Origin of the sequence: Parabacteroides sp. D25 (genome assembly GCF_000307475.1) — a bacterium.
In the GTDB taxonomy this organism is placed as follows: Bacteria; Bacteroidota; Bacteroidia; order Bacteroidales; family Tannerellaceae; genus Parabacteroides; species Parabacteroides distasonis.
This window is the reverse complement of sequence record NZ_JH976500.1, coordinates 599,639-622,594: the sequence shown is the minus strand read 5'-3', so window position 1 is coordinate 622,594 and position 22,956 is coordinate 599,639. Positions and strand designations below refer to the sequence as shown.

The window sequence follows — 22,956 nt, the reverse complement described above, 5'->3', positions numbered from 1 at the left end:
GGAAATTATATCATTTAGCACGGATGGAACGCAAATAAAATAATATCTGTCCGAATAAATACTGAATATCGTCCTTATCTGTTACAGTCAAGCCTAAGTCGTACCATTCTTGGCCCGGATACTTAATCCCGACCTTGAAGGCGGATGGATGCCGGAGAGCGATGTATTGCAAGGCATAACAACCCGGCCGGGTGATATCGATCAAGATATCCGCCTTGAGAGCGCCCACCTTTTCCAAGACACTATCTGAAGGGAATCCCCACGCATTGAGATCGCTCTTTGAATGTACAGGAATATTGGAATCGTCGAAAGGAATATCCGCTCCTCCGGACGGCACATACACACACGTCTTGATATCCTTCTTCGCCTTGCGCAAAGGCTCCAAGGCCCTCATGACGTCCTCGTGATCCTCTATATTATACAAGACCAAAAGCGAACGTGCCTCATCCAAGGAAAGGGAACGATGCGGACGCCCCCCAGCGTCCGACACTAAAGCCTGTATCTTCTTCTTGATAAAATAATTCGTAAACATTTATTCCAGCATATTTAAGAACGCATCCTCGTTGATAATCTTCACACCCAGCTTCGCCGCTTTCTCCAGCTTGGCCGGTCCCATATTCTCGCCGGCAAGGATATAATCGGTCTTCCCCGAGACGGAGCCGCTATTCTTGCCGCCATGTTGCTCAATCATCGCCTTATACTCGTCACGTGAATGCTTGGAAAATGTCCCGCTGATCACGATCGTCAATCCTTTCAACTTCTCGGAACGGTTCGCCAATTGCTCCTCGGAAACCGCCATCCGCAAGCCCTGTTCCTTTAATCGGTTCACCAACGTACGGTTCTTCTCGTCCGAGAAATAACTCAATACACTCTGGGCGATCCGCTCGCCGATCTCGTCCACGGCTACCAAATCCTCTAAGGACGCCTGCTCCAATGCCTCGATCGAATGGAAAGCCGAGACCAAGCGTTTAGCGACCGTCTCTCCCACGAAACGAATCCCCAGACCGAACAAGACCCTCTCAAAAGGAACTTGCTTGGATTCCTCCAGACTCGACATCAGATTCCGGGCGCTCTTCTCCGCCCACCGTTCCAGACGCAATAAATCGGCAACCGTCAACGTATATAAGTCCGCCGAGTCTTTTACATAACCGGCGTTGTACAAATCCTCCACCGTTTCCGGGCCTATATTGATATTCATCGCCTTCCGGGTCACGAAATGCTCTATACGCCCCTTGATCTGAGGAGGACAGCCCGACTCGTTCGGACAGTAATGCGCCGCCTCTCCCTCCGGACGCACCAAAGGAGTCCCGCACTCCGGACACACACGGATAAAGCGGACCTTATCCCCCATCAGCATCGAACGAGCCTCCACGTTCACTCCCACGATCTTCGGGATGATCTCCCCGCCTTTCTCCACATACACTTGGTCGCCGATATGCAAGTCAAGCCCCTCGATAATATCGGCGTTATGCAGGGAAGCCCGCTTCACCACCGTCCCCGCCAACAATACGGGCTCGAGGTTCGCCACCGGAGTGACCGTCCCCGTCCGTCCCACTTGGAAAGAGACCGAGTTCAAGCGAGTCTCGGCACGCTCTGCCTGAAACTTATAAGCGATCGCCCAGCGAGGGCTTTTCGACGTAAAACCTAAGTTCCTCTGCTGACGAAGCGAGTTTACCTTCAACACGATTCCATCCGTCGCCACGGGCAGGTTCTTACGTTCCACATCCCAATAAGCGATATAATCGAATATATCCTGTAGGCTCTGGCATTTACGGATCACGTCCGGAATCTTAAAACCCCATGCGCGAGCCGCCTGCAAATTCTCATAATGCCCTTCGGCCGGCAGGTTCTCACCCAATAAATAATAGAAATAAGCATCCAGCTTACGGGAGGCCACGATAGCCGGATTCTGCTGTTTCAACGTACCGGAAGCGGCATTGCGAGGATTGGCGAACAAGGGTTCCTCCTGCTCCTCCCGTTCCTTATTCAAGCGATCAAACTCCGCCCAAGGCAGCAATACCTCGCCACGGATCTCGAACTCCTCCGGAAAATCAGAACCCCGGAGTCTTAATGGAACCGAACGGATGGTCTTGATATTCGCCGTCACGTCATCACCACGAGTACCGTCGCCACGGGTCACGGCACGCGTCAAGCGTCCTTTCTCATAGGTCAAAGAGATAGAAGTGCCATCATATTTAAGCTCCGCCACAATCTCGAAAGGCTCATTCAAGGAGCGGACCGTACGATCATAAAAATCTCGGATCTCATCCTCGGAGTACGTATTACCCAACGAAAGCATCGGATATTTATGTACTACTTGCTCAAACTCTTTCGAGAGGTCGCTCCCCACTCGCCGAGTCGGGGAATCTGGATCGGCGAACTCGGGATGCGCCGCCTCCAGTTCCTGCAACTCTTTCATCATCTTATCAAACTCAAAGTCTGATATTGTCGGTGCCGAAAGCACATAATAATTATAATTATGCCGCTCCAGCTCATCACGCAGGGCTTTTATCTTTGCTTCGACCATATTAGTATATTAATTCTACGTTGTCTATCCAAAACGTATTTCCCGGAGAGCCGATATAGGCCCCTCCGTGGCTGGAGGTGAACTGCAACACCATATGCGTAGGTGCCTCGCCCGGCTCCGCCCAGCCTACTTCTTGGATAGGAACGCTTTTTCCTTTACTATTTAACGTATAACGTTCCTCTACTTGTATACGCATATACGGTTTATATTCGGGCTTGGATGTTATATTTCCATAAAGGATCGGGTAAGTAGCGTCATTTACCCAATCAGGGGTAGATTCCGTATAGCGTTGCACCATCGTACCGACCCGCTTGGAATAAACATTCCCTTCCGCGTCTTCCCATCGTTTCTGCAACAACAAGATCACCGCCAAGGAATCCTGCCCGGCCACCGTACTCTTACGGCTGAACCCCGTACTACGTACCCGATTCTTCTCGGGAGCGGCTTTCACCTTATAATCAAACCGCAACGCTTTCGGCTTCTTGGAGAAAGGCACTCCTGATTGTAACATCGCTTGGGGGTTCTTTGTTCCCTTGATCGGCTCATGCACCGTACCCAAGAAAACGGAGCCGGCGGCGATCACCTCGATATCCACCAAACCGAAAACCTTCACGCTCTCATAACGGGTCTCCATGCGGGCGCACATCCCATCCCCCCGTTTCTCCGGGAAAACAGACGTATTGGTTTTCACCACTCCCGCCACTTTCGCCATCACGTTGGAAGTAGCCCACGGAGAACCGCCCATATTACGAAACGCCGTATTACCGACAATCGTATCCGAGGGCCCCAGCTCATAAAGCCATTTCGTATTTCCCCCGATAATGCCAGACTCATGAATCTCACGGACAATCCAATTATCCATGTCTCCATAAGCGAAGGGCACCACATTCTCCGATGTCACCCCATCCCCGTCCGCGAGAACCACGGACAAAGGCATACAAGCGATTGCCAAAAATAACGCTTTCTTTCTTAAACTCAAACCCATCCCTCTATCAATTTAATACCTATCTAACCCTTTATTTATAAGCTATAGCCCCATTCCTTCAAGGCCATGCCCCAATTTTCCTCTACGAGCCGGACCGTACGATCCTCGTACTTGTATTGGTTCTTCTTGTAGCCCTTCTTCTTGCCCAGATACTTCTCTATATCCGCCTTAGACTCCTTAAAGCCGGGTAAGTTTAATGACCCGTAAATATTTTCCGTCATGGCGAAAGCGTCTTTCTCGAAATCCTCGAACTTCACTTCCACCAGATTGCCTTCCGGTATCAGGTGCTTCTCTTCCTCGTACTTATAGAAAAGACGGCGATATACCTCGATGAAGTTCGCCTCGATCTGCTCGTTCGTGATATCCTGCAAACGCAATGGCTGGATCGTATTCGTAAAGAAACTGCGGGTACTCTCGAATACCGTATACGGATTTCGCTTCAAGTAGATGAACTTAGCGTTCGGGAACATCTCCAGCAATGTCTTCACACGCCCCGTATGCGGTGGGTTCTTGCTCAAATACTGCGTACCGTTCGTATTCCAGAGGGAAACCTTAACCAGACGCATGAAAGTATCCATGAAGATCCGCCGCTCCTCCTCCGTGATATCGTTAAACAATAAGTAACGATCGCAATACTCCATCCAGCGTTTCGGGAAGAACCAGAAATTATAATACGTATAAGGCATCATGTTCGACAAGGCGAACTCCTCCTCTTGCGGAAGATCCACCTTCAACTCCATATTATCGGTCGGACGCTTATCCGGCATCAAGAAAGCCATGTTCTTCTTGAAGAAAGGCTGCCCCCAGAGCATCAGGTGCGGGAATACCGTCTGGTACGTCGTGGTATAACCGAAATGCTTATCGCAGGCGAAGATGTTATGTACAAAGGTCGTACCACTCCGCCAATGCCCCAAGATAAACAAGGGGTCCATCTCCAGCGGCTTATCGACCAATTTCTTGAACCGGCTATCCTCGATCGGCTTCAAGGCGCTCAACAGGCGGCAAACACCGGTCGTAAGGCGATACTTACCCTTAAAGCCCTTGTCTATCTGCTGCCGGGCCGTCACCTTCCTGAACGTATCCCAATCCGCCCCGACCAACGTATTGATCGGTAGCTTATCAAACTCCAACAATCCCATATCCTATCGTTTTTCCGTTATACATTTCACAGATACGCCCTGCCGGCCCAACTCCTCACAAACCTTACGGATCGCCTCATAATGCTCCTCTCCGATTCCCATCTCCGGGAGGTTCAAGGTAGCCAAAGCGTCTTCCGTCACCATATCTTTAGCGTCCACACGGTCGATGATCATACCCACGGCGGACGTATTATTCGTAATCGGATCGATCAAGATAAACGAGCCGGTCTGCTTATTCCTCCTATACGGATCGAAGAACAACTCCTTGCCGGTAGTAAATACCACACGGCCGATCTCGTTCAGCTCCAGATGATCCACGGAAGACTGCTCCATCGTGTTCACGTTCACCTTATAGCGGATACTATCCACACGGGCACGTGTCGTATGAGTGGTCTGCTTGATGTAGAACTGCTTGTTCACGTCCATGGCTTCCTCATCCATCCACACCAGCATGGCCTCGAAATTACGGTCGCAGATCGGCAAGTTATCCGGGTGCACCAGCATCTCCCCACGGGAGATATCGATCTCGTCCTCCAAGGTGATCGTAATACATTGAGGAGGGAAAGCCTGCTCCAACTCACCCTCGTAGGTGACGATGCTCTTTACCTTCGAGGTCTTCCCGGAAGGCAACGCCATCACCGTATCTCCCTTACGCACGATACCGCTGGCCACCTTGCCGCTAAACCCACGGAAATCCAGATTCGGGCGCAACACGTATTGCACCGGATAACGGAAGTCCTCGTAGTTACGATCCAAGTCGATAGGCACGTTCTCCAGATAATCCAATAAAGACGTACCCTCGTACCAAGGCGTGCGATCACTCTTCTCCACCACGTTATCGCCATCCAAGGCCGACAAGGGGATATACGTGATATCCGGGATATCCAGCGGCTCCACGAAACGTTTATAATCCGCCACGATCCGGTCGAACGTATCCTTGTCGAAGTCCACCAAGTCCATCTTATTCACGGCCAGCACCACATGCTTGATCCCCAGCAAAGATACCAGATAGGTGTGACGGCAGGTTTGCGTGATCACGCCCGTACGGGCATCCACCAAGATGATCGCCAGATTCGCCGTGGAACCACCCGTGATCATATTCCGGGTGTACTGCTCGTGCCCCGGGGTGTCGGCGATGATGAACTTACGGTTGTTCGTGCTGAAATAACGGTAAGCCACATCGATCGTGATACCTTGCTCACGCTCGGCCTTCAAGCCATCCAGCAACAAAGCGTAGTCGATATGCTCGCCGGCGTTGCCCATACGCTTGCTGTCACGCTCCAAGGCATCCAACTGATCCTCGTATATTTTCTTACTATCAAACAGCAATCGGCCTATCAAGGTCGATTTGCCATCATCCACCGAGCCGGCGGTCAAGAATCTCAGCAGGTCCTTCTGCTCGTCCTTATCTAGGAATTCCTTTATATTTAATTTTGTATCTGCCATGTCTCTTCTGTGTTAAAAATACCCTTCCCGTTTCTTCTGCTCCATACTAGCGTCTTGATCGAAGTCGATCACACGGGTCGTACGCTCGCTCTTCGTCGTGGTCATCATCTCCTCCACGATTTTCTCGATCGTATCCGCCTCGCTCTCCACGGCGCCGGTCAGCGGCCAGCAGCCCAACGTACGGAAACGGACCATACGCATACGGATCTGGTCCCGGTATTGCTCCGGCAAGCGGTCGTCGTCCGCCATGATCAAATTACCGTCGATCTCCACGCACGGACGCTCCTTGGCGAAATACAAGGGAACGATCGGGATATTCTCCAGACGGATATATTGCCAGATATCCAGCTCCGTCCAGTTCGATAGCGGAAATACACGGATGCTCTCGCCCTTATGCACACGGGCGTTATAGATATCCCACAACTCCGGGCGCTGGTTCTTCGGGTCCCATTGATGGAACTTATCGCGGAACGAGAAGATACGTTCCTTCGCACGGCTCTTCTCCTCGTCACGGCGAGCGCCGCCGAAAGCGGCGTCGAACTTATATTTATCCAAGGCATGAAGCAAAGCCTGCGTCTTCATCAAGTCCGTATGCACCTTGCTTCCATGCGTGAACGGGCCCACGCCCGCATGGAAAGCCTCCATATTAGACTCCACGATCAAGTTCCAGCCGAATTTCTTCGCGTAAGAATCACGGAACTCTATCATCTCCTTAAACTTCCATTTCGAATCGATGTGCATCAACGGGAAAGGAACCTTACCCGGAGCGAAAGCCTTCTCGGCCAAACGGACCATCACGGAAGAATCCTTCCCGATGGAATAAAGCATAACAGGATTCTCGAACTCGGCGGCTACCTCACGGATGATGTGGATAGACTCGGCCTCCAGCTCCTGTAAATGACTTAACTTGTAATCAGACATATCTTTTTTCAGTGTTTAATTTCTACTTTCGGTACGATCAACTCCAACAACCGGTTCACGGATTGCTCCACGCTCAATACGGAGGTATCCAAGGACAGGTCCGGACGCTCCGGTGCCTCGAACGGGGCGGAAACCCCGGTAAACTCCTTGATCTCGCCTTTCCGGGCCTTGGCATACAGGCCTTTCACGTCACGGCGTTCGCACTCGGCGAGCGGCGTACTTACGTAAACCTCCAAGAAATCCGCTTTACCGATGATAGCGGACGCCATCTCTCTCAACTCGTTGTTCGGGCTGATAAAAGCCGCTATGGTTATAACACCCGTATCGACAAACAGTTTACCCACCTCGGCGATCCGGCGTATATTCTCCACCCGGTCCTCCGGCGAGAACCCGAGATTATTGTTGATACCACTACGGATATTATCCCCGTCGAGGATGCGGCAAAGCAATCCCCGTTTATGCAACTCACGCTCCAAAGCGATAGCGATCGTGCTTTTCCCCGAGCCACTCAAACCCGTGAACCACACCATCACGCCCCTTTGCCCCAAAAGCGCCTCTTTATCCTCACGACCCAGCATACGGTCGAAAATCGGATAGATATTATTTTCTAAAACTTCCATATCATAGGTATTACAAACACGGAGATCAAGAACGTGATCAAGTTCAAGGGTAAGCCCACCTTCACGAAATCCGTGAACTTATAGCCTCCCACGCCTTGTACGATCAGGTTGGTCTGGTAGCCGATCGGCGTACTGAAACTAGCCGACGCCGCCATACAGATCACGACAAAGAATGGGGTCGGATCAACGCCTAATTGCGTAGCTACCGACAAAGCGATCGGGAAGCTCAATGCCGCCGCAGCGTTATTCGTGATCAACTCCGTAAATATATTGGTAATAATAAATAGAATCGCCAGCAACGCATACGGCCCCAAATTGTCGGCCATACCGATTATATGGCGGGCTATCATGGAGGCAAAGCCGGAATTCTCCATGGCCTTGCTGATAGCGAAAGCGCAAGCGATCGTTATCAAGATATCCCAAGAAATGTATTTCGTGTATTTTTTAGGCGGGAAAAGCTTCGTCCACGCCATGATGATTGTCGTAATACAGACAAAGAAGAACATATCCAAGCGCATACTTGGAACGGCCTCTTTCACGACTGGCAACTCTCCTACCGTCGCCCCCATAATCATAAAGATCAACAGTCCTAAAGCCAGCCAACGTTTCTTCTTCGATACCGGCTCCGTTGCCTCATTACCATTCGCCAACATCAAGAAGACACTAGACTCACCCCATGTAGGGATAAAAGAATCGTCCGCCCACAACACCAAGGTATCGCCCTCATGCAATACCACCGTATCCAGATTACGGGTAAAACGCTGTCCGCCGCTTTTCACCTCTTTCACGATCGCCCCGTAATGGCGGGTAAAGTTAAACTCTCCCAAGGTCTTGTTGATACCCGGGAAGCGTGCGCCCAGCACGGCCTCCACCCGGTGGAAATTCCCGGGATTCTCATCCTCCCCGTCTTCGGATACCGTATCCGTCCTCGAGTCCGGAAGCAGTTTATTCGAGAAAGCGAACAAATATAAAATACCGGCGATAGCGATAAAAATACCGACTTTCCCCAGCTCAAACATCGTAAAGCCCTCATATCCCGCCTCCAGAATCATGCCGTGCACCACCAGATTCGTAGAAGTACCGATCAAGGTACATATACCGCCCAATATCGTGACATACGAGAGAGGGATCAAGAATTTCGTGGCCGGAAGCCTCACCGCCTCCGCCCATCGCTTGATGATCGGGGCGAAAATAACCACCACCGGCGTATTATTCAGGAACGCCGACACGAAAGCTACGGGCGGGAGCATCCTCGCCTGCGCCTTGAAGACGGTGGTCTTCCCCTCGGGAAGCAGTTTCTTGATCAATTGGCCTAAAGCCCCGCTCTGCCGCACTCCCTCACTGACAAGGAAGAGCATGGCTACGGTTATCATCCCTTTATTGCTAAAGCCCTCCAGCATCTCCTTGGGAGTAAGAATGCCTACGCAGAGAAAAAACACGACCACTGTCAGAAGAACCATTCCCGGCCGCATCTTATCCCATACCAAGGCGGCGATCATGCCGATCAGGGCCAGCAACACAAACACTATATCAAAATTCATCTATTTACTTTTAAGAGCGCAAAAATAATAAGAATACTCAAGTGCGCACTCCTTTCGCTAACCTATTTTTAGGATTATATGGGATATAGACCAATAATGATTGATTCTGGGCCAACTTATATTCTTACAAGGTAGTCTTCTAAATTTCGTTCATAACCAAATAAACAAGAATGCATTGTACGGCTTGTAGAGACGGAGCATGCTCCGTCTCCCACCGCTGACAGTAACTTAAAATACACATCTCCCTCACTTCACGATAAACCACGGATTATGCAAATCTTCCTTGTTATAGCGAAGCGGGGTCTTACCGTCGATATGATATATGTCGCAACCGGCAGACTTGGCGATGGCGTGGCCGGCGGCGGTATCCCATTCCATCGTCGGGGCGAAACGGGGATAGATATCGGCCGAGCCTTCCGCTACCAGACAAATCTTCAAGCTGCTACCGCTACTGATCAACGTAACAGGCTTTCCCTGCTTGCGGAGATTATCGATGAAAGCGGTGGTCTCCTCCGTTTGGTGAGACCGGGATGCCACTACCACGATTCCCTGATGCGCCAGCGCCATCGGCAAATGTATCGCCCCCTGCTTCATCTCGTCCATCGAGGGCTGGCTACTGCTATCGATTCCCGTAAACTTATAAGCACCCACAGAGGAGGAGGCGAAATACAACTCCTTCCGGACGGGCACATAAATGACGCCCAACACGGGCACACCTTTCTCCACCAAGGCGATATTCACGGTAAACTCGCCGTTTTTCTTGATAAACTCTTTGGTACCGTCCAGCGGGTCCACGATCCACAGCGTCTCCCATTTGGAGCGCTCCTTGAACGGGATCTCCTTTCCTTCCTCGCTTAAGACCGGAAACGGGGTAACGGACAAAGCGTTTGTTATCAATCGATGGGCCGCCTTATCCGCCTTTGTCAACGGCGAGTTGTCTGCTTTTCTCTCTATCCCGAAGTCTGATTCGGGGTCGTTATAAATATCCATGATCGACTTGCCTGCGTCTACCGCGGCACGGATCGCTATGTAAAGATAATTGGCGTAGCTCATCATCACTTCTCGTTTTATTATTTGTTAATAAGCAAATATATGGAAAAAAAAATAAATTAACGCCCTGTCGCCTGTAAATATTCCGTACGTTTGATCAAATAAGCCGTATAATCACCCGTATACTGGTCACGGCTTTGCTGGAGGAGCGATTGGGCGTCCAGAAGATCGCTCAGCGTTACCGTGCCCGCCTTATAATAGTCCGTATTAAGGCGGACATTCTCCTCGGCCGTCGCTATGGACTCCTCCGAGAGCTTGACTTGCTTATAAGACTCCTCCAGCTCGTTCCAAAGCTTCCGCATTTGCACCAACAGAAGCTCATTGGCGTTTTGGCGGGAATACTCGGCCGCCTTCACCTGAAGCTTTTGCTTCCGGATGGCGTGCGAGCCGCCCCACCAATCACTGATCGGAATCGCTACGGTAGCGAAAACCATGCCGAACGGACGGTCCTTATCCAGTAAGTTGTGATACATATACCCGGCTCCGATCCCCACGGTGGGCAAGTATTGCCCAACCTTCAGCTTTTGTTGAAGACGGGCGGCCTCCACGTTCTTCTCCAGCAATTTATAAGAGAGTGTCGTAGGGAGCGCCTCCTCATGGCTCACCCGGTAAAGCTCCGGGGAGGGCACCTCGGCGGGCAGCGTGAAATCGATCTCGAAATCATCTTCCCCGATACCGATATATTGAGCCAGCACCATCTTGGAAAGGCGCAAGCCGTTCTCCACCCGCAGGCGGTCGCTCGCCACGCCGTTCTTTTTCAACTGGACTTGCAGTAGGTCATTACGAGTCGTCACGCCGGCGCCGACCGCTACCTCCACATCCTTATAAAGACTCCCCACCAAGGATTCCACGATCTCGATCGTCCTTAATTTCTCGTGAAGGGAGATCCATTGCCAGTAATACCGCTCCACCGTCAGGGCTACCTCATCCTCGGATTGGCGCATCTGGTAACGGCTCACCTCGAGCGCCAAGTCGGCCAGCTTATTGCCGTTCACGATCTGTCCGCCGGCGAACACGGGCTGGATAGCGGTCACCCCACCCAGCAAGCCGTCATCCATCATCGACAACTCGAGAAGGCCCGGTATCACGCTCATATCCATCATCCCGTGGTTCGCCTTGAATGCCGTTCCCACGGCGCTGACATTCGGGAAGTATTTCGTAAAGGCCTCCTTTTTTCCTTCCCTCGCCCCTTCTACGTCTAAGCGGGCGTTCTTCATCTTCGCGTTATTCTCCAAAGCCATTTCCCGGCATTCTTCCAGCGATAATGTCCGCTGGGCGCTCACGGTCCCCACGCATAAGACGAGGGAACCGACGATGCCATATATCCATCTTTTTATCATCTCTTTTTTCCGCATATATTCATTCCTATATTATATCCTAATCCACATCCGTATCATTCATTTATTCCCGAATATCTTCCAATAGAAAACAGGCAGGATGATGACCGCCAAGATCATCGAGAAGACCGTTCCCGAGCAGATCACCACACCCATCGGCATCCAAAGGGAACTGCCGCTGATGATCATGGGCACCACGCCCACGGCCGTTGTAGCCGAGGTCAGGAAGATCGGGAGCATGCGTCGCCGGCCGGCGTCGAAGGCGGCATCCCTCGGGCTATAATGCTTATGGAGCCGCAGGTCTTGCGCATGCTCGAATATCAAGATAGCGTTTCGCACCACGATACCGATCAAGCTAATAACGCCCAAGACGCACGTCAAGCTGAAATCGATATGGAACGCCCACAAGCCCAGCGCCGCCCCGAACAAGGTGAGCAGCAACGAGGACAGGGCCGCCAACGCCAAGCCGATCTTCTTGAAATTGACCAACAGGAAGAAGAAAACAATGATCACGGCGATCGCCAAGCCCTGCATCAGCGGGTTCATCGTCTCGAAATCCAGCTCCTTGGCTCCACCGTACTCGTACGTCACGCCCTCGGGCAAGGTCGGGATAATACGGCTTTCCATGACTCGCTCGATCCGTTTCTGCATAGCGTTCTGGTTGGTCCCCCGGGTTACCTCGGCGAAGACGCTCAAGGTACGCACGCCGTTGCGACGGACGATCTGCCCATCATTCCAGCCTCCCTCGATCGTGGAGACTTGCCGGAGCGGGACGCTCACGCCGGGGACGATGGTGGGAAGATACTGGTCGCCGACCTTATCGAACGCGTCACCCTCCCCTTTCTTATCGGATCTCAGCTGGATCGGCAAAGCGTAATCGCCTTCCCAGAGGGAGCCAACCGAGAGGCCGTCGTAACGGATCGCCAGATCGGCCGAGGCCATCGCCTTCGTGATCCCGAGGCGGGAGGCTTCCACTGGGTCCAATCGAACCCGTACGTCGGGTAAGGCCTCCTCATAATTGGTGTGTACCCAGACCAAGCCGTCCATCTCACGCAACACGGCCATCAAGGAATCCCCGGCCTGCTTCAACCGGGCGATATCGTCTCCCATGAAACGGACCTCTAAAGGAGAGGATACGTTTTGGTAATCCAGTTGCTTGAACTTCACGTAAGCGTCGGGGAAATAATCGGCGTAGCGGTCCGTATAATCATCCAACACGCTACGGGTGGCCTCTACCGAGGCGGTGTTGACAATGAACTGGGCGTAATTCTTCCCGGCCAAGTTCGGGGCGTAGGTAGCTTGGAAACGGGGCGAGGAAGTTCCGATAAAGGAGGTGACGGACAGGATGCGCTCATCTTCCGACAACAGCTTATAGAGACTATCGCTCACGGCGGCGGTACGGTCCAGCGAGGTTCCCTGCGGGAGATAGATCTCGACGGCGAACTGATCCCGGTCGGCTATCGGCATCATACGCTGGCTCAGTTGAGTGATCATCAGGATCGCCAAGGCAACCGTCAGGATGCCTAGACCGATCGTGGCTTTCGGGAAACGGAAAGTCCACGTCAGCGCCCTCGTATAGACGGCCTGTACGGTATCCAGCAGATTGAACCTCTTCTTGCCTGTATTCTCCCGCCCGGACTTCAATCCCTTCTTGATCAAGACCCGCTCCAGCAGCGGGATAAAGACCATCGCCACCGCCAGCGACACCATGAGGGAGATGGAAAGCGTCCAAGGGAAGAAGGTCACGAAATCCAACATCTGCCCCGTCATCGTGAAAAGCAACGGGAAAAAGATCACGCAAATACACAGCGTAGCCAACAAGATCGAGCTGAAATAGTTCTTGGCGCTATAGACGGCGGCGTACCAACGGGAATAGCCCTTGTCCAGATATTCCAGATAGGCGTCTATCACGATGATGGAGTTATCCACGATCATGCCCAATACCACGATCAAGGCGGCCAGCGTCACCGTATTCAGCGGGATGCCGCAAGCGTACATGACACCGATCGAGATAAAGACACTGATCGGGATGGAAGTAGCCGCCACCAATGCCGAGCGGAACGGGAACAATACCATCATCACCAAGATCACGACCACGATGGACACGAACAAATCCCGCACGAAGGAACTTACCGAGTCTCCCACCACCTTCGGCTGGTCGGCGATCCGGCGGATCGAGACACTCTCGGGAAGATCCCGCTCGAAAGCACGTAGCACCTCGTCTACCTCCTTTCCGTATCGTACGATATTATGGCCCTCACGCATCTCCATGGAAAGGATGATCGCTTTCTTGCCGTTGTTCGTTATATAGCTATCCGGCTCGGGATATTCCCGTACGATACGGGCCACGTCTTTCAAGCGGATCATATGCCCGTCGGCATCGGCCAGCAGGATCTGCTCGCCTACCTCCCGCTCCGAGGGATAGGTCACGGAAAGGTGGATGGGAATGTCCAAGCCGCCATTCTCCAAGGAGCCGGAGGCGGTGGTAAAGCCTTGGGTGAACAAGGTTGTCATCAGCATACGGGTATCTAGGCCGTAAGCGGCTAGCTTGTCTGGATCCAAGTAGACCGAGATCTGCTCGTTTTGTACCCCGTAACGGCGCAGGTTGGATACGGACTCGATCCGGCGCAGGCGGTCTTCCAGCGTCTCCATGTATCGCTGCAATTCCCGGTAGGTCTTGTCTTCCGATTCCAAGGTGATCAATAAGGCGGAAGTATCGCCGAAATCATCATTCGCGATGACGGCGAGTACGCCCGAGGGCAGTTGCGACTTGAAGTTCTGCAAGCCGAGCTTGATCTTCGACCAGACCTCGTCTTTATTGTTCACGTCGTCGTTCAGCTCCACCATTACGTACACCATTCCATCCCTTGACATGGAGTACGTCTTTTTCTTCTTTACCTCCTTGAAGGTAAACAGGTATCTCTCCAAAGGCTTGGCCAACTGCTCCTCCACCTCTCCGGAAGTCGCCCCGGGGTAAACACCCACTACCACGCCTTGGCGGATGGTGAACTCCGGAAACTCCTGTTTCGGCATGTCCACCAAACCCAAAATACCCAACCCGACCAGCACGGTAATCACCAGCAACGTGATCTGGTAATGACGCATGGTCCATTCGATCACTCCGTTTTTACGTTCTCTCATAACGCACGCACTCTCATGCCCTCACTGATTTTCTGGTAACCGCCTATCACGACGATATCCCCCTCGTTCAACCCTTCCAGAATAAACAAGCCTTGCTCCGTCAAGTCGCCCGTCCGTACGGGCGTAGCTTTCGCCTCTCCGTCTACGATCTTCCAGACGAAACGCCCCCCGTCGTTCGCTATCAGCACGGCGTTGTTCGGCAAGGCGATAGCCGGCACGGATTCCTCTCCCGACAGGCGTACATCGCAAACCATGCCGGGCAATAGAGCGCCGGACGGGTTCTCCAGCCGGATCTTCGCCTCGTACGTGTGGGAGATGGGGTTGGCCACGATACCTTTCTCCGTCACTTTCCCCTCAAAACATTGTCCGCCCAGAGCGGCTACCTTTATCATGGCGGCTTGATCGCCTAGCGTGGCGACCTCGTTCTCCGGGACGGCGATCTTCACGTTTACCGTCTCTATCCTTAACAAGGAGAAAACCGGTTGCCCGGGCTGCACGTTCTCTCCCGCCTCAACCATGCGCTTGCCGATAACGCCGCCGAACGGGGCATACAGGTTCCGGTCCTCAAGGTTTTTCCTCGAGATTCGCTCCATGGAACGGGCCTGTTCCAATTTGCTCTCCACCTCTACCCATTTCATATCCGGCAGGCTCTTATTCTCGTGCAAGGTTCTCATGCGGGCATAGGCGTCCTCCGCTTGTCGCAAGGAAGCGGCCGAGGCATTATAGGCGTTTTCCAGCGTCGCCTTGTCTAACACCGCTAGTAGTTGGCCCTCACGGACCTTCTGCCCCTCGCCCACCAATACTCGCTCTACATTACCCATCACCTGAAAACTAATCGAGGAAGATACGACCTCCTCTACCGTTCCCACATAATTCCTTGTATCAGCCGGAACGGTCTTCGCTACCTTCACGATCTCCACCGGGATCTCTTTACTATCCCGTCCCTCTTTTTGACTGCCCGAACATCCGGACAGCACGAATACGACGGATAATAATCCTCCATAAACAATGCCTTTCATCCTTTTCATATCCTATGATTTATTATACCGCGAAGATGATGAGTTTATCCACTCCAAAGAAGTTCCGTTTTGCAACCAAATTGTCCCATTTGACACATTTCAATTGGATTATTCTATTATTTCACTAATTTTATCGCCCAAACAAGAATAAATTATGAACGTAACAGATCTACCTCAAGCTTGTATCTCTCTTATCGAGAACGTACCCGGCATAGACTTCATCGACGAGGATTTCGCCATATTCGATAACATCGACGATATTCCCTCGCTCGACCATCCGATGCGAATAGACGCCGTCGTATTCGCGCTTTGCACGAAAGGCTTCATGCGTATACGGATCAATATGGAGGAATATGTCGTAGGGGAAAACCATCTCGTATTGTCCTTGCCCGATCAGATCATCCAACACGTGGAACGTAGCGAGGACGTGGCCGGGATCTTCATCGTCATCTCCAAGAATTTCATGGAGGAGATCATTCCTCATATACAGAATACCTTGCCGGCGTTCTTCTACATCAAGGAGCATCCGGTCACTGAGTTGAATGCCGAGGAGATAGGTTGTATCAAGGAATATCATTCTTTTCTCTGGAAGAAAGTGAAAGCGAAAGGGCATCCTTACCGGAAAGAGATTGCCCAGAGCTTATTGTTGGCGGTATTCCACGAGGTTTACGGCATGTTTAAGAATCATATGCCGATCGAGGTGAAGAAGAGCCGGCAAGAGGAGTTGTTCGCGGCGTTCATACAAACGCTCGCCTTACATCATAAGCAGGAACGGTCGGTAGCTTTCTACGCCGGGAAATTATGTGTCACTCCCAAATATTTATCCCTTTTGGTAAAGAACGTCAGCAACCGTACAGCCGGGGAATGGATCGATAATTACGTTGTCTTGGAGGCGAAGGCGTTATTATCCTCCTCCACCCTTTCCATCCAAGAGATATCAGACCGGCTAAACTTCACCAACCAATCCTTCTTCGGTAAATACTTCAAGCAACACGTCGGGATATCGCCTACGGAGTATCGGAAGAAATGGTAAAATGAGGGCGAGCAGTTCCCACCCCTATTCTAATTATCCTCCGATCAACGCGGTTATCCCACAGGAGGCGAATTGATCGATACACCTTTGCAGGACTGCTTCGGAAGGGGTGGATAGCGGAAGGTGCCCGGGGTTGTAGAGGGTTCCTCGCTTATCGTGCTTACCTTTTCCGATGTCGTGGTACGGGAGGAGATTAACGACTTTCCGCTCCCACGGCAAGGAGGCCAAGAAGATGGCGGAACGGGATATATTTTCCTCGTCCGCATTGACTCCCTCGATCAACGGGATACGGATGAGGAAGTCTATGCCGGCCTCGGCGATCATCCGAAGATTGGAGAGGATACGCTCGTTCGGGACACCCGTGAAACGACGATGGCTACCGGAATCCATATGCTTTAAATCCACCAGAAAAAGATCCGTGCGCTCCATTACGCTCCGGACGGTATCCGGCGAGGCGAACAAGGTCGTATCCACCGCACGATGGATTCCCAACGCTCCGCAACGATCCAGCAGGGCAACCAAGTCCGATGGATGCGACAACGGCTCTCCCCCGCAGAAGGTAACGCCTCCCTCGGAGCGATCCATAAAGACCGTCTCTTTCTCGATCTCACGCATGACCTCGTCGATAGAATACTCACGGCCGGACATCTCCATCGCCAAGGTGGGACAAACCTCGGCGCATCTACCGCATGTCCGGCACAGAGACCGATCCGTGACGATACCCGCCTCCGTCAAGGTCAACGCCCCGGTGGGGCATACATCCACGCAGGCCCCGCAACCTATGCACTTCTTTCTCGTATACAGCTTCTCCGCCCGGGGCGAGATGCCTTCCGGGTTATGGCACCATACGCAGGCAAGCGGGCATCCTTTCATGAAGATCGTGACACGAATGCCCGGCCCGTCGTTTATGGCGTATCGTTTGATATCGAATAACAGCATGGCTCAGAAAGTCTCTTGCTCCGTACGTGCGATCACGTCCGCTTGCAAATCGGCGTTCATATCGTTGAAATAGTCGCTATAGCCCGCTACACGGACCAGCAGATCCCGGTAGTCCTCCGGACACTTCTGGGCGGCGTAAAGCGTTTCCGTATCCACGATATTGAATTGGATATGATGGCCACCCAAGGCGAAGTAGCTACGGATCAAGGAGGCCAGCTTCGAGATATCCTCCTCCCTCCAGAGCAGGCTGGGCAGGAAGCGTTGGTTCAGCAGTGTGCCGCCGCTCTTCACCTGATCCAGTTTGCCAAGCGACTTGATCACGGCGGACGGCCCGTGGATATCCGCCCCATGCGAGGGCGAGGTACCATCGGAGATGGCACGCCCGGCCAAGCGACCGTTCGGGGTGGCTCCCATCACCTTGCCGAAGTAGACATGGCAAGTGGTGGATAACATATTCAAATGGAAACACTCCCCTTTCGTATTCGGCTTGCCCTCGATCGCGTCATATAAATCGTCGAAGACACGGACGGCGATCTGGTCGGCGTACGGATCATCGTTGCCAAAGAAAGGCGTACGGTTCAGGATCATTTGGCGCATCGGCTCATGTCCCTCGAAATTATCCGCCATCGCATCCAACAAGGCTTCCATTGTGAAGGTCTTATCCTCGAAGACGTGTTTCCGCAAAGAGGAAAGGCTATCGGTTATCGTGCCTAATCCGGTACACTGGATATAAGTGGTGTTGTAACGAGGCCCGCAATTGTAGTAATCCTTACCCTTCGCTATACAATCATCGATAAACAGGGAGAGGAACGTGGCGGGGGCGTACTTGGCGAACATGCGGTCGATATAGTTGCTGACCCGCACCTTCATGTCCACGAAATAATGGATCTGGCGCATGAATGCCGCGTAAAGCTCCTCATACGTCCGGAAACCACGGGGATCGCCGGTCTCCAGACCGACCTTGCGACCGCTTACCGGATCTACGCCGTTATGCAGCGTCACCTCCAATATCTTCGGCACGTTCAGATAACCGGTCAACACGTACGCCTCCTTCCCGAAAGCGCCTACCTCGATGCAACCGCTGCAACCTCCCTCGCGGGCGTCACGCAGCGACTTGCCTTGCCGCATCAACTCCTGCACGTACACATCCGGGTTGAATACCGACGGGTAGCCATGGCCTTGGCGGATCACCTTGCACCCAGCACGAAGGAAACGCTCCGGCGTACGGGCACTGACGTGGATGGCGCTGCCGGGCTGGAGGATATGCAGCTCCTCGATCGTCTCCAACATGATATAGGAGACCTCGCTTACGCCATCGCTACCGTCCGCCCGGATGCCGCCGATGTTCAGGTTCGTGAAATCGTTATAGGTTCCGCTCTCCTTCGCCGTGATACCCACTTTCGGCGGGGCGGTATGATTGTTTACCTTGATGAAGAAGCAAGACATCAACTCTTTCGCCTCGTCACGGGTCAAGGTTCCGGCGGCGATTTCTTTCTCGTAGAAAGGCGCCAGATGCTGGTCGAAATGACCGGGGTTCATGGCATCCCAACCATTCAGCTCCGTGATCGTACCGAGGTGGACAAACCAGTACATCTGGATCGCTTCCCAATAGGTATGGGGAGCGTGGGCGGGAACCCAGCGGCATACCTCGGCGATCTTCCTCAGCTCAGCGGCACGGCGGGGATCTTTCTCGGTGAGAGACATCTCGTCAGCCAAGTCCGCGTGTCGCTCGGCCAGCAGGATAGCGGCGTCGCAGGAGATAGACATGGCCGTCAGCTCCTCCTGCTTGTCCGTGGCCTCGGGGTCGTTCATGAAATCCAAGGCGCTTAGTTCCCCCTCGATACGTTTCTTCAAGTCCAGCAGGCCATATTGGTAGACCTTGCCGTCCAAAGCGGTATGCCCGGGGGCACGTTGCTCCATGAACTCGGTGAACATACCCACCTCGTACGCCTCTTTCCATTCCTTGGGGACGTGGCTGAAGATGCGCTCCCGCTGGGTACGGCCTTTCCAGTACGGGATCACCTCCCGCTCGTAAGTATCGATATCTTCTTGGGAGATTGTGTAACGTTGCAGCTCCCGGGTATTCAATATATGCAGGTCCTCCACGCTATGGCAGGTAAGTTCCGGGAAGGTAGGCACGGCCTTGGGGCGGGGCCCCCGCTCGCCAACGATCAACTCGTCCTCGCCGATATAGATCGTCTTCTGCTTGCAGATCTCAAGGAAGTTCAAGGCACGCAGGATAGGGATCGGATACTTTCCGTAATTCTCCCGATAAAAACGGGTCTCGATCAAGGCCCGCTCGATCGATAGGGAAGGTTGGGCCTCAAAGGTCTGCCGGCGCAAACGTTTGATACGGTCGTTCATCCCGAAATTGTTCGCTCCTACGGAAGAGACGGTATCATGTACGCATGAATGTGTGTGATGGGTCGTATTCATAAAATTATATGTTTTATCGTAGAGGTAGGATCTATCCGCCCTCATCAAGGTTATTTTTTATTGTTACACAGGACGGGCATCCCCGCCCCCATGAGTTTATATAGGGAGAGTATCTGCTAGAGATAAAACATCAGGCAGTTGAAAAGCATCCGATAGCCTTTGTGTAACATAGCGCTTGTTTCTTTTTGAAGTATGATGGCAAAAATAAGGAAATTATTGATAATATCACAATTCATCAACAGAAAGTAACCGTTTGTCAAAAAAATAACACAGGAACGTAAATAAAGGAATAGCTTTGCTTTGTATTTCCAGATCAAAGGGTTTAAAATTAAAAGAACTTATACCATGCAAAGTACATTCAAGAACCTGCTTTATGTCTTGAGACATTATAAATTAGCGACGGTCACTAATCTTTTAGGACTTAGCTTCGCTTTCCTGTTATTCATGCTGATAAGCATACATGTCGGTCATGAATATAGCTTCGACGCTTCCCTCTTGAACAGGGAAAGGATCTTTCAGTTAGAAAACAAGCGGGATGACGGGATATGGGAGGCTAATTTCGCACGTCCACAACTCGAGCGTTTCATCGCCGCCTCCCCTTATATAGAAGCGGCCGCTATCACAAACAACCTTGTTTACTCCTCCGTACGTTTTGGGATATCAGCCAGTGAAGGGCCCGACGCACGGAGCTATATGGAGCAGGTGGAACGGATCACCCCGGGATATACTAAGGTCTTTGGCTTCGAACTGGTGGCCGGCGATACGGATTGCCTGAAACGTCCGGAAGGGACGCTGATCCCAGAGAGCATGGCCCGGAAACTCTTCGGCGAGGAAAATCCTATCGGGAAGCCGGTTTATCTGTCGGAGTTCGCCGGGGCCGAAGGCTCGATTATATATGGGCTTAGTTTTGAGCCGGCATATATCGTGGGAGGCGTCTTTCGCGATTTCCCGGAAAACACCCGGGTGAAGAATGCCTTGTATATCCCGATCATGGAGAAAGAGATGATGGAAAACTGGCATACCGGCCTTTACTATTGTTATCTGCTGATGTCGACGCCGGAATCCGCCTCTGTCACTACCGAGACCTATATGGCCGATAGCCGGGCTTTCCTGAAAAGTTTCACGATCGAGGATATGCGCCTCCGGCCCTTGTCAGATCTCTATTTCGGCCAGCCGGTCCGAGCGGACGCCGCTCCCATCGGTAATAAGCTACGGACGAATATGTTATTCTTTATCGCCATCCTGATCATAGGTATCGCCTTGGTCAATTATATCAACCTGTCGATAGCCTTGGCGCCGATACGCACCAAGTCGATCACCATCCAGAAAGTGCTGGGAAGCTCGGACGCCACGCTACGGAAGTATCTGGTCTTGGAGTCCTTGGGAATCTCGGTTGTCGCCTTCTTCCTCGCCTTGCTTTTCCTGTTATTTTTGAATAACGTGCAATGGGTCACGAATATGGTGGGGCATCCGTTGAACCTGTATGCCAACTGGAAGATTCCGGCGTACACATTCTTCCTTGTCGCAGGCGGCGGTATACTAGCCGGTTTGTATCCTGCTTTCTATATCACCTCGTTTCCTCCTGTCATGGCGCTGAACAAGTCTTTTACCCTTAGCGACCGGGCCAAGAACACTCGCAAGTTACTTATGGGGTTCCAGTTCGTTATCTCGATCACGCTGATTGTCGGAGCGTTGTTCGTCTCCTTGCAAAACAGATATATAGGGAACGTGGACTTGGGGTTTAACAAAGAAAACGTACTGGAGGTAAGACTAAGCATGGGGGCGGCCTTGAAAAAGGGCGAATTGTTCAAGGCACGTCTCTTGGAAAGCCCCGCTATCCGTGATGTTTCCTTTAGTGAGTTCAAATTTGTCTCGGACGAATCACGTTCTTTCATCGGGTATAATTACAAAGGCCAACATTATTATATGAGCTGGCTGGGAGTATCCGCCAATTTCCCGGAGCTAATGGATGTAAAGATGATCGCCGGAAGGAAGTTCCGGCCGACGGATGAGGCGGCGGATAACACACAGGCCGTTTGCCTCCTTAGCGAGACGGCAGCGAGGGAGATCGTCTCGGGCCTTTCCCCCGAGAAACCGGACGACCTATCGGACTTGGTAGGAACAAGCATCACGGATAATGATATACCGGTACGGATTGTCGGTATCTTTGAGGATGTCCATTATGAATCCCTATATAAAGAGTTACGCCCGATGGGACTTTGGACCTCGGCTAAGAATCATTACCGCCGTTCGGTGCCGGAAAGATACGCTTATGTCAAGATCCCCGGCGGAAATCCCCGGACGGCTATCGAGCATATCCGGAAGGTAACGGATGAATTGATCCCGGGTTATCCGGCCGATATCCATTTCTTTGATACGGCACTGGAGGAGCTTTACAGTAAAAGTGGGCGGCAGGGAGCGCTGATTACCGCCCTTTGCCTGATGGCCGTCTTCTTATCCCTCGTGGGAGTATTCGGACTGGTTATCTTTGAGCTACAGGGACGGGAAAAGGAGATAGCCGTGCGGAAAGTACATGGGTCCACGGTCCGGCAGATCCTTTGGATGCTGAACTCGTCTTTCCTCCGGATCACGCTCGTCTGTTTTATTATCTCGATCCCGCTTGCTTACTATGGGGTGCATATTTGGTTACGAAGCTTCGCTTATAAAACGCCGATCTACGTATGGGTATTTTTAGTGGCTTTGGTAATCATAATGACACTGACCGTATCTACGGTTACTTTCCAGAGTTATCGGGCGGCGATGGCAAATCCGGCGTCTAAATTGGGGCATTAAGGTTCATTACGAAAAAAGGACAGGTAGAT

Annotated in this window: 16 protein-coding genes; 2 read left to right on the top strand and 14 right to left on the bottom strand. The window is 52.1% G+C overall.

Features of this window, described 5'->3' with window-relative positions; all coding sequences use genetic code 11:
* Nucleotides 1-10: 10 nt before the first annotated feature.
* From HMPREF0999_RS02430 to HMPREF0999_RS02375, 12 genes are all read right to left on the bottom strand, one after another.
* Nucleotides 11-532: a DUF6913 domain-containing protein gene (locus HMPREF0999_RS02430; RefSeq protein ID WP_005857421.1), complete on the bottom strand. Its 522-nt coding sequence runs from the start codon at nucleotides 530-532 to the stop codon at nucleotides 11-13.
* Complete coding sequence (gene ligA, locus HMPREF0999_RS02425; RefSeq protein ID WP_005862787.1) at nucleotides 533-2,527, bottom strand: NAD-dependent DNA ligase LigA; 1,995 nt, start codon at nucleotides 2,525-2,527, stop codon at nucleotides 533-535.
* A 1-nt stretch (nucleotide 2,528) separates the two neighbouring features.
* Complete coding sequence (locus HMPREF0999_RS02420) at nucleotides 2,529-3,512, bottom strand: PCMD domain-containing protein (RefSeq protein WP_008772341.1); 984 nt, start codon at nucleotides 3,510-3,512, stop codon at nucleotides 2,529-2,531.
* 35 nt (nucleotides 3,513-3,547) lie between these two features.
* Entirely contained in the window at nucleotides 3,548-4,651 is a 1,104-nt protein-coding gene (locus tag HMPREF0999_RS02415) for a sulfotransferase family protein (RefSeq protein ID WP_009275091.1), read from the bottom strand.
* Nucleotides 4,652-4,654: 3 nt separating this feature from the next.
* Entirely contained in the window at nucleotides 4,655-6,097 is a 1,443-nt protein-coding gene (cysN, locus tag HMPREF0999_RS02410; RefSeq protein ID WP_008772343.1) for a sulfate adenylyltransferase subunit CysN, read from the bottom strand.
* 12 nt (nucleotides 6,098-6,109) lie between these two features.
* Nucleotides 6,110-7,018: a sulfate adenylyltransferase subunit CysD gene (gene cysD / locus HMPREF0999_RS02405; protein ID WP_005857432.1), complete on the bottom strand. Its 909-nt coding sequence runs from the start codon at nucleotides 7,016-7,018 to the stop codon at nucleotides 6,110-6,112.
* An 8-nt stretch (nucleotides 7,019-7,026) separates the two neighbouring features.
* A complete protein-coding gene (cysC, locus tag HMPREF0999_RS02400; protein WP_005857434.1) occupies nucleotides 7,027-7,638 on the bottom strand; it encodes an adenylyl-sulfate kinase in 612 nt (203 codons plus the stop codon).
* Entirely contained in the window at nucleotides 7,626-9,179 is a 1,554-nt protein-coding gene (locus HMPREF0999_RS02395) for an SLC13 family permease (RefSeq protein WP_008772345.1), read from the bottom strand. The genes cysC and HMPREF0999_RS02395 overlap by 13 nt, the downstream gene beginning before the upstream one ends.
* A gap of 246 nt (nucleotides 9,180-9,425) precedes the next feature.
* A complete protein-coding gene (gene cysQ / locus HMPREF0999_RS02390) occupies nucleotides 9,426-10,235 on the bottom strand; it encodes a 3'(2'),5'-bisphosphate nucleotidase CysQ (RefSeq protein WP_005862794.1) in 810 nt (269 codons plus the stop codon).
* A gap of 53 nt (nucleotides 10,236-10,288) precedes the next feature.
* Nucleotides 10,289-11,584 (bottom strand): TolC family protein, encoded by a 1,296-nt coding sequence (locus tag HMPREF0999_RS02385; protein WP_005857439.1) that lies wholly within the window; start codon nucleotides 11,582-11,584, stop codon nucleotides 10,289-10,291.
* Nucleotides 11,585-11,626: 42 nt separating this feature from the next.
* Nucleotides 11,627-14,707 carry an efflux RND transporter permease subunit gene (locus HMPREF0999_RS02380; RefSeq protein WP_009275090.1) on the bottom strand — a complete coding sequence of 1,027 codons (3,081 nt, stop codon included), beginning with the start codon at nucleotides 14,705-14,707 and terminating at the stop codon, nucleotides 11,627-11,629.
* Entirely contained in the window at nucleotides 14,704-15,735 is a 1,032-nt protein-coding gene (locus HMPREF0999_RS02375) for an efflux RND transporter periplasmic adaptor subunit (RefSeq protein ID WP_005862797.1), read from the bottom strand. The genes HMPREF0999_RS02380 and HMPREF0999_RS02375 overlap by 4 nt, the downstream gene beginning before the upstream one ends.
* Nucleotides 15,736-15,880: 145 nt before the next feature.
* Between HMPREF0999_RS02375 and HMPREF0999_RS02370 the strand changes: the two genes are divergently transcribed.
* Nucleotides 15,881-16,759, top strand: coding sequence for a helix-turn-helix domain-containing protein (locus HMPREF0999_RS02370; protein ID WP_005857445.1), 879 nt, complete (start codon nucleotides 15,881-15,883; stop codon nucleotides 16,757-16,759).
* A 33-nt stretch (nucleotides 16,760-16,792) separates the two neighbouring features.
* Here HMPREF0999_RS02370 and HMPREF0999_RS02365 read toward each other — a convergent pair whose 3' ends face one another.
* Both HMPREF0999_RS02365 and hypD read right to left on the bottom strand, forming a co-directional pair.
* Nucleotides 16,793-17,698 (bottom strand): glycyl-radical enzyme activating protein, encoded by a 906-nt coding sequence (locus HMPREF0999_RS02365; RefSeq protein ID WP_009275089.1) that lies wholly within the window; start codon nucleotides 17,696-17,698, stop codon nucleotides 16,793-16,795.
* Nucleotides 17,699-17,701: 3 nt separating this feature from the next.
* The gene (hypD, locus tag HMPREF0999_RS02360; protein WP_009275088.1) at nucleotides 17,702-20,134 is read right to left on the bottom strand and encodes a trans-4-hydroxy-L-proline dehydratase; all 2,433 of its coding nucleotides are present in this window, start codon (nucleotides 20,132-20,134) and stop codon (nucleotides 17,702-17,704) included.
* Nucleotides 20,135-20,479: 345 nt separating this feature from the next.
* On the opposite strand from hypD, the gene HMPREF0999_RS02355 reads away from it, so the two are divergent.
* A complete protein-coding gene (locus tag HMPREF0999_RS02355; protein ID WP_009275087.1) occupies nucleotides 20,480-22,927 on the top strand; it encodes an ABC transporter permease in 2,448 nt (815 codons plus the stop codon).
* Nucleotides 22,928-22,956: the final 29 nt, after the last annotated feature.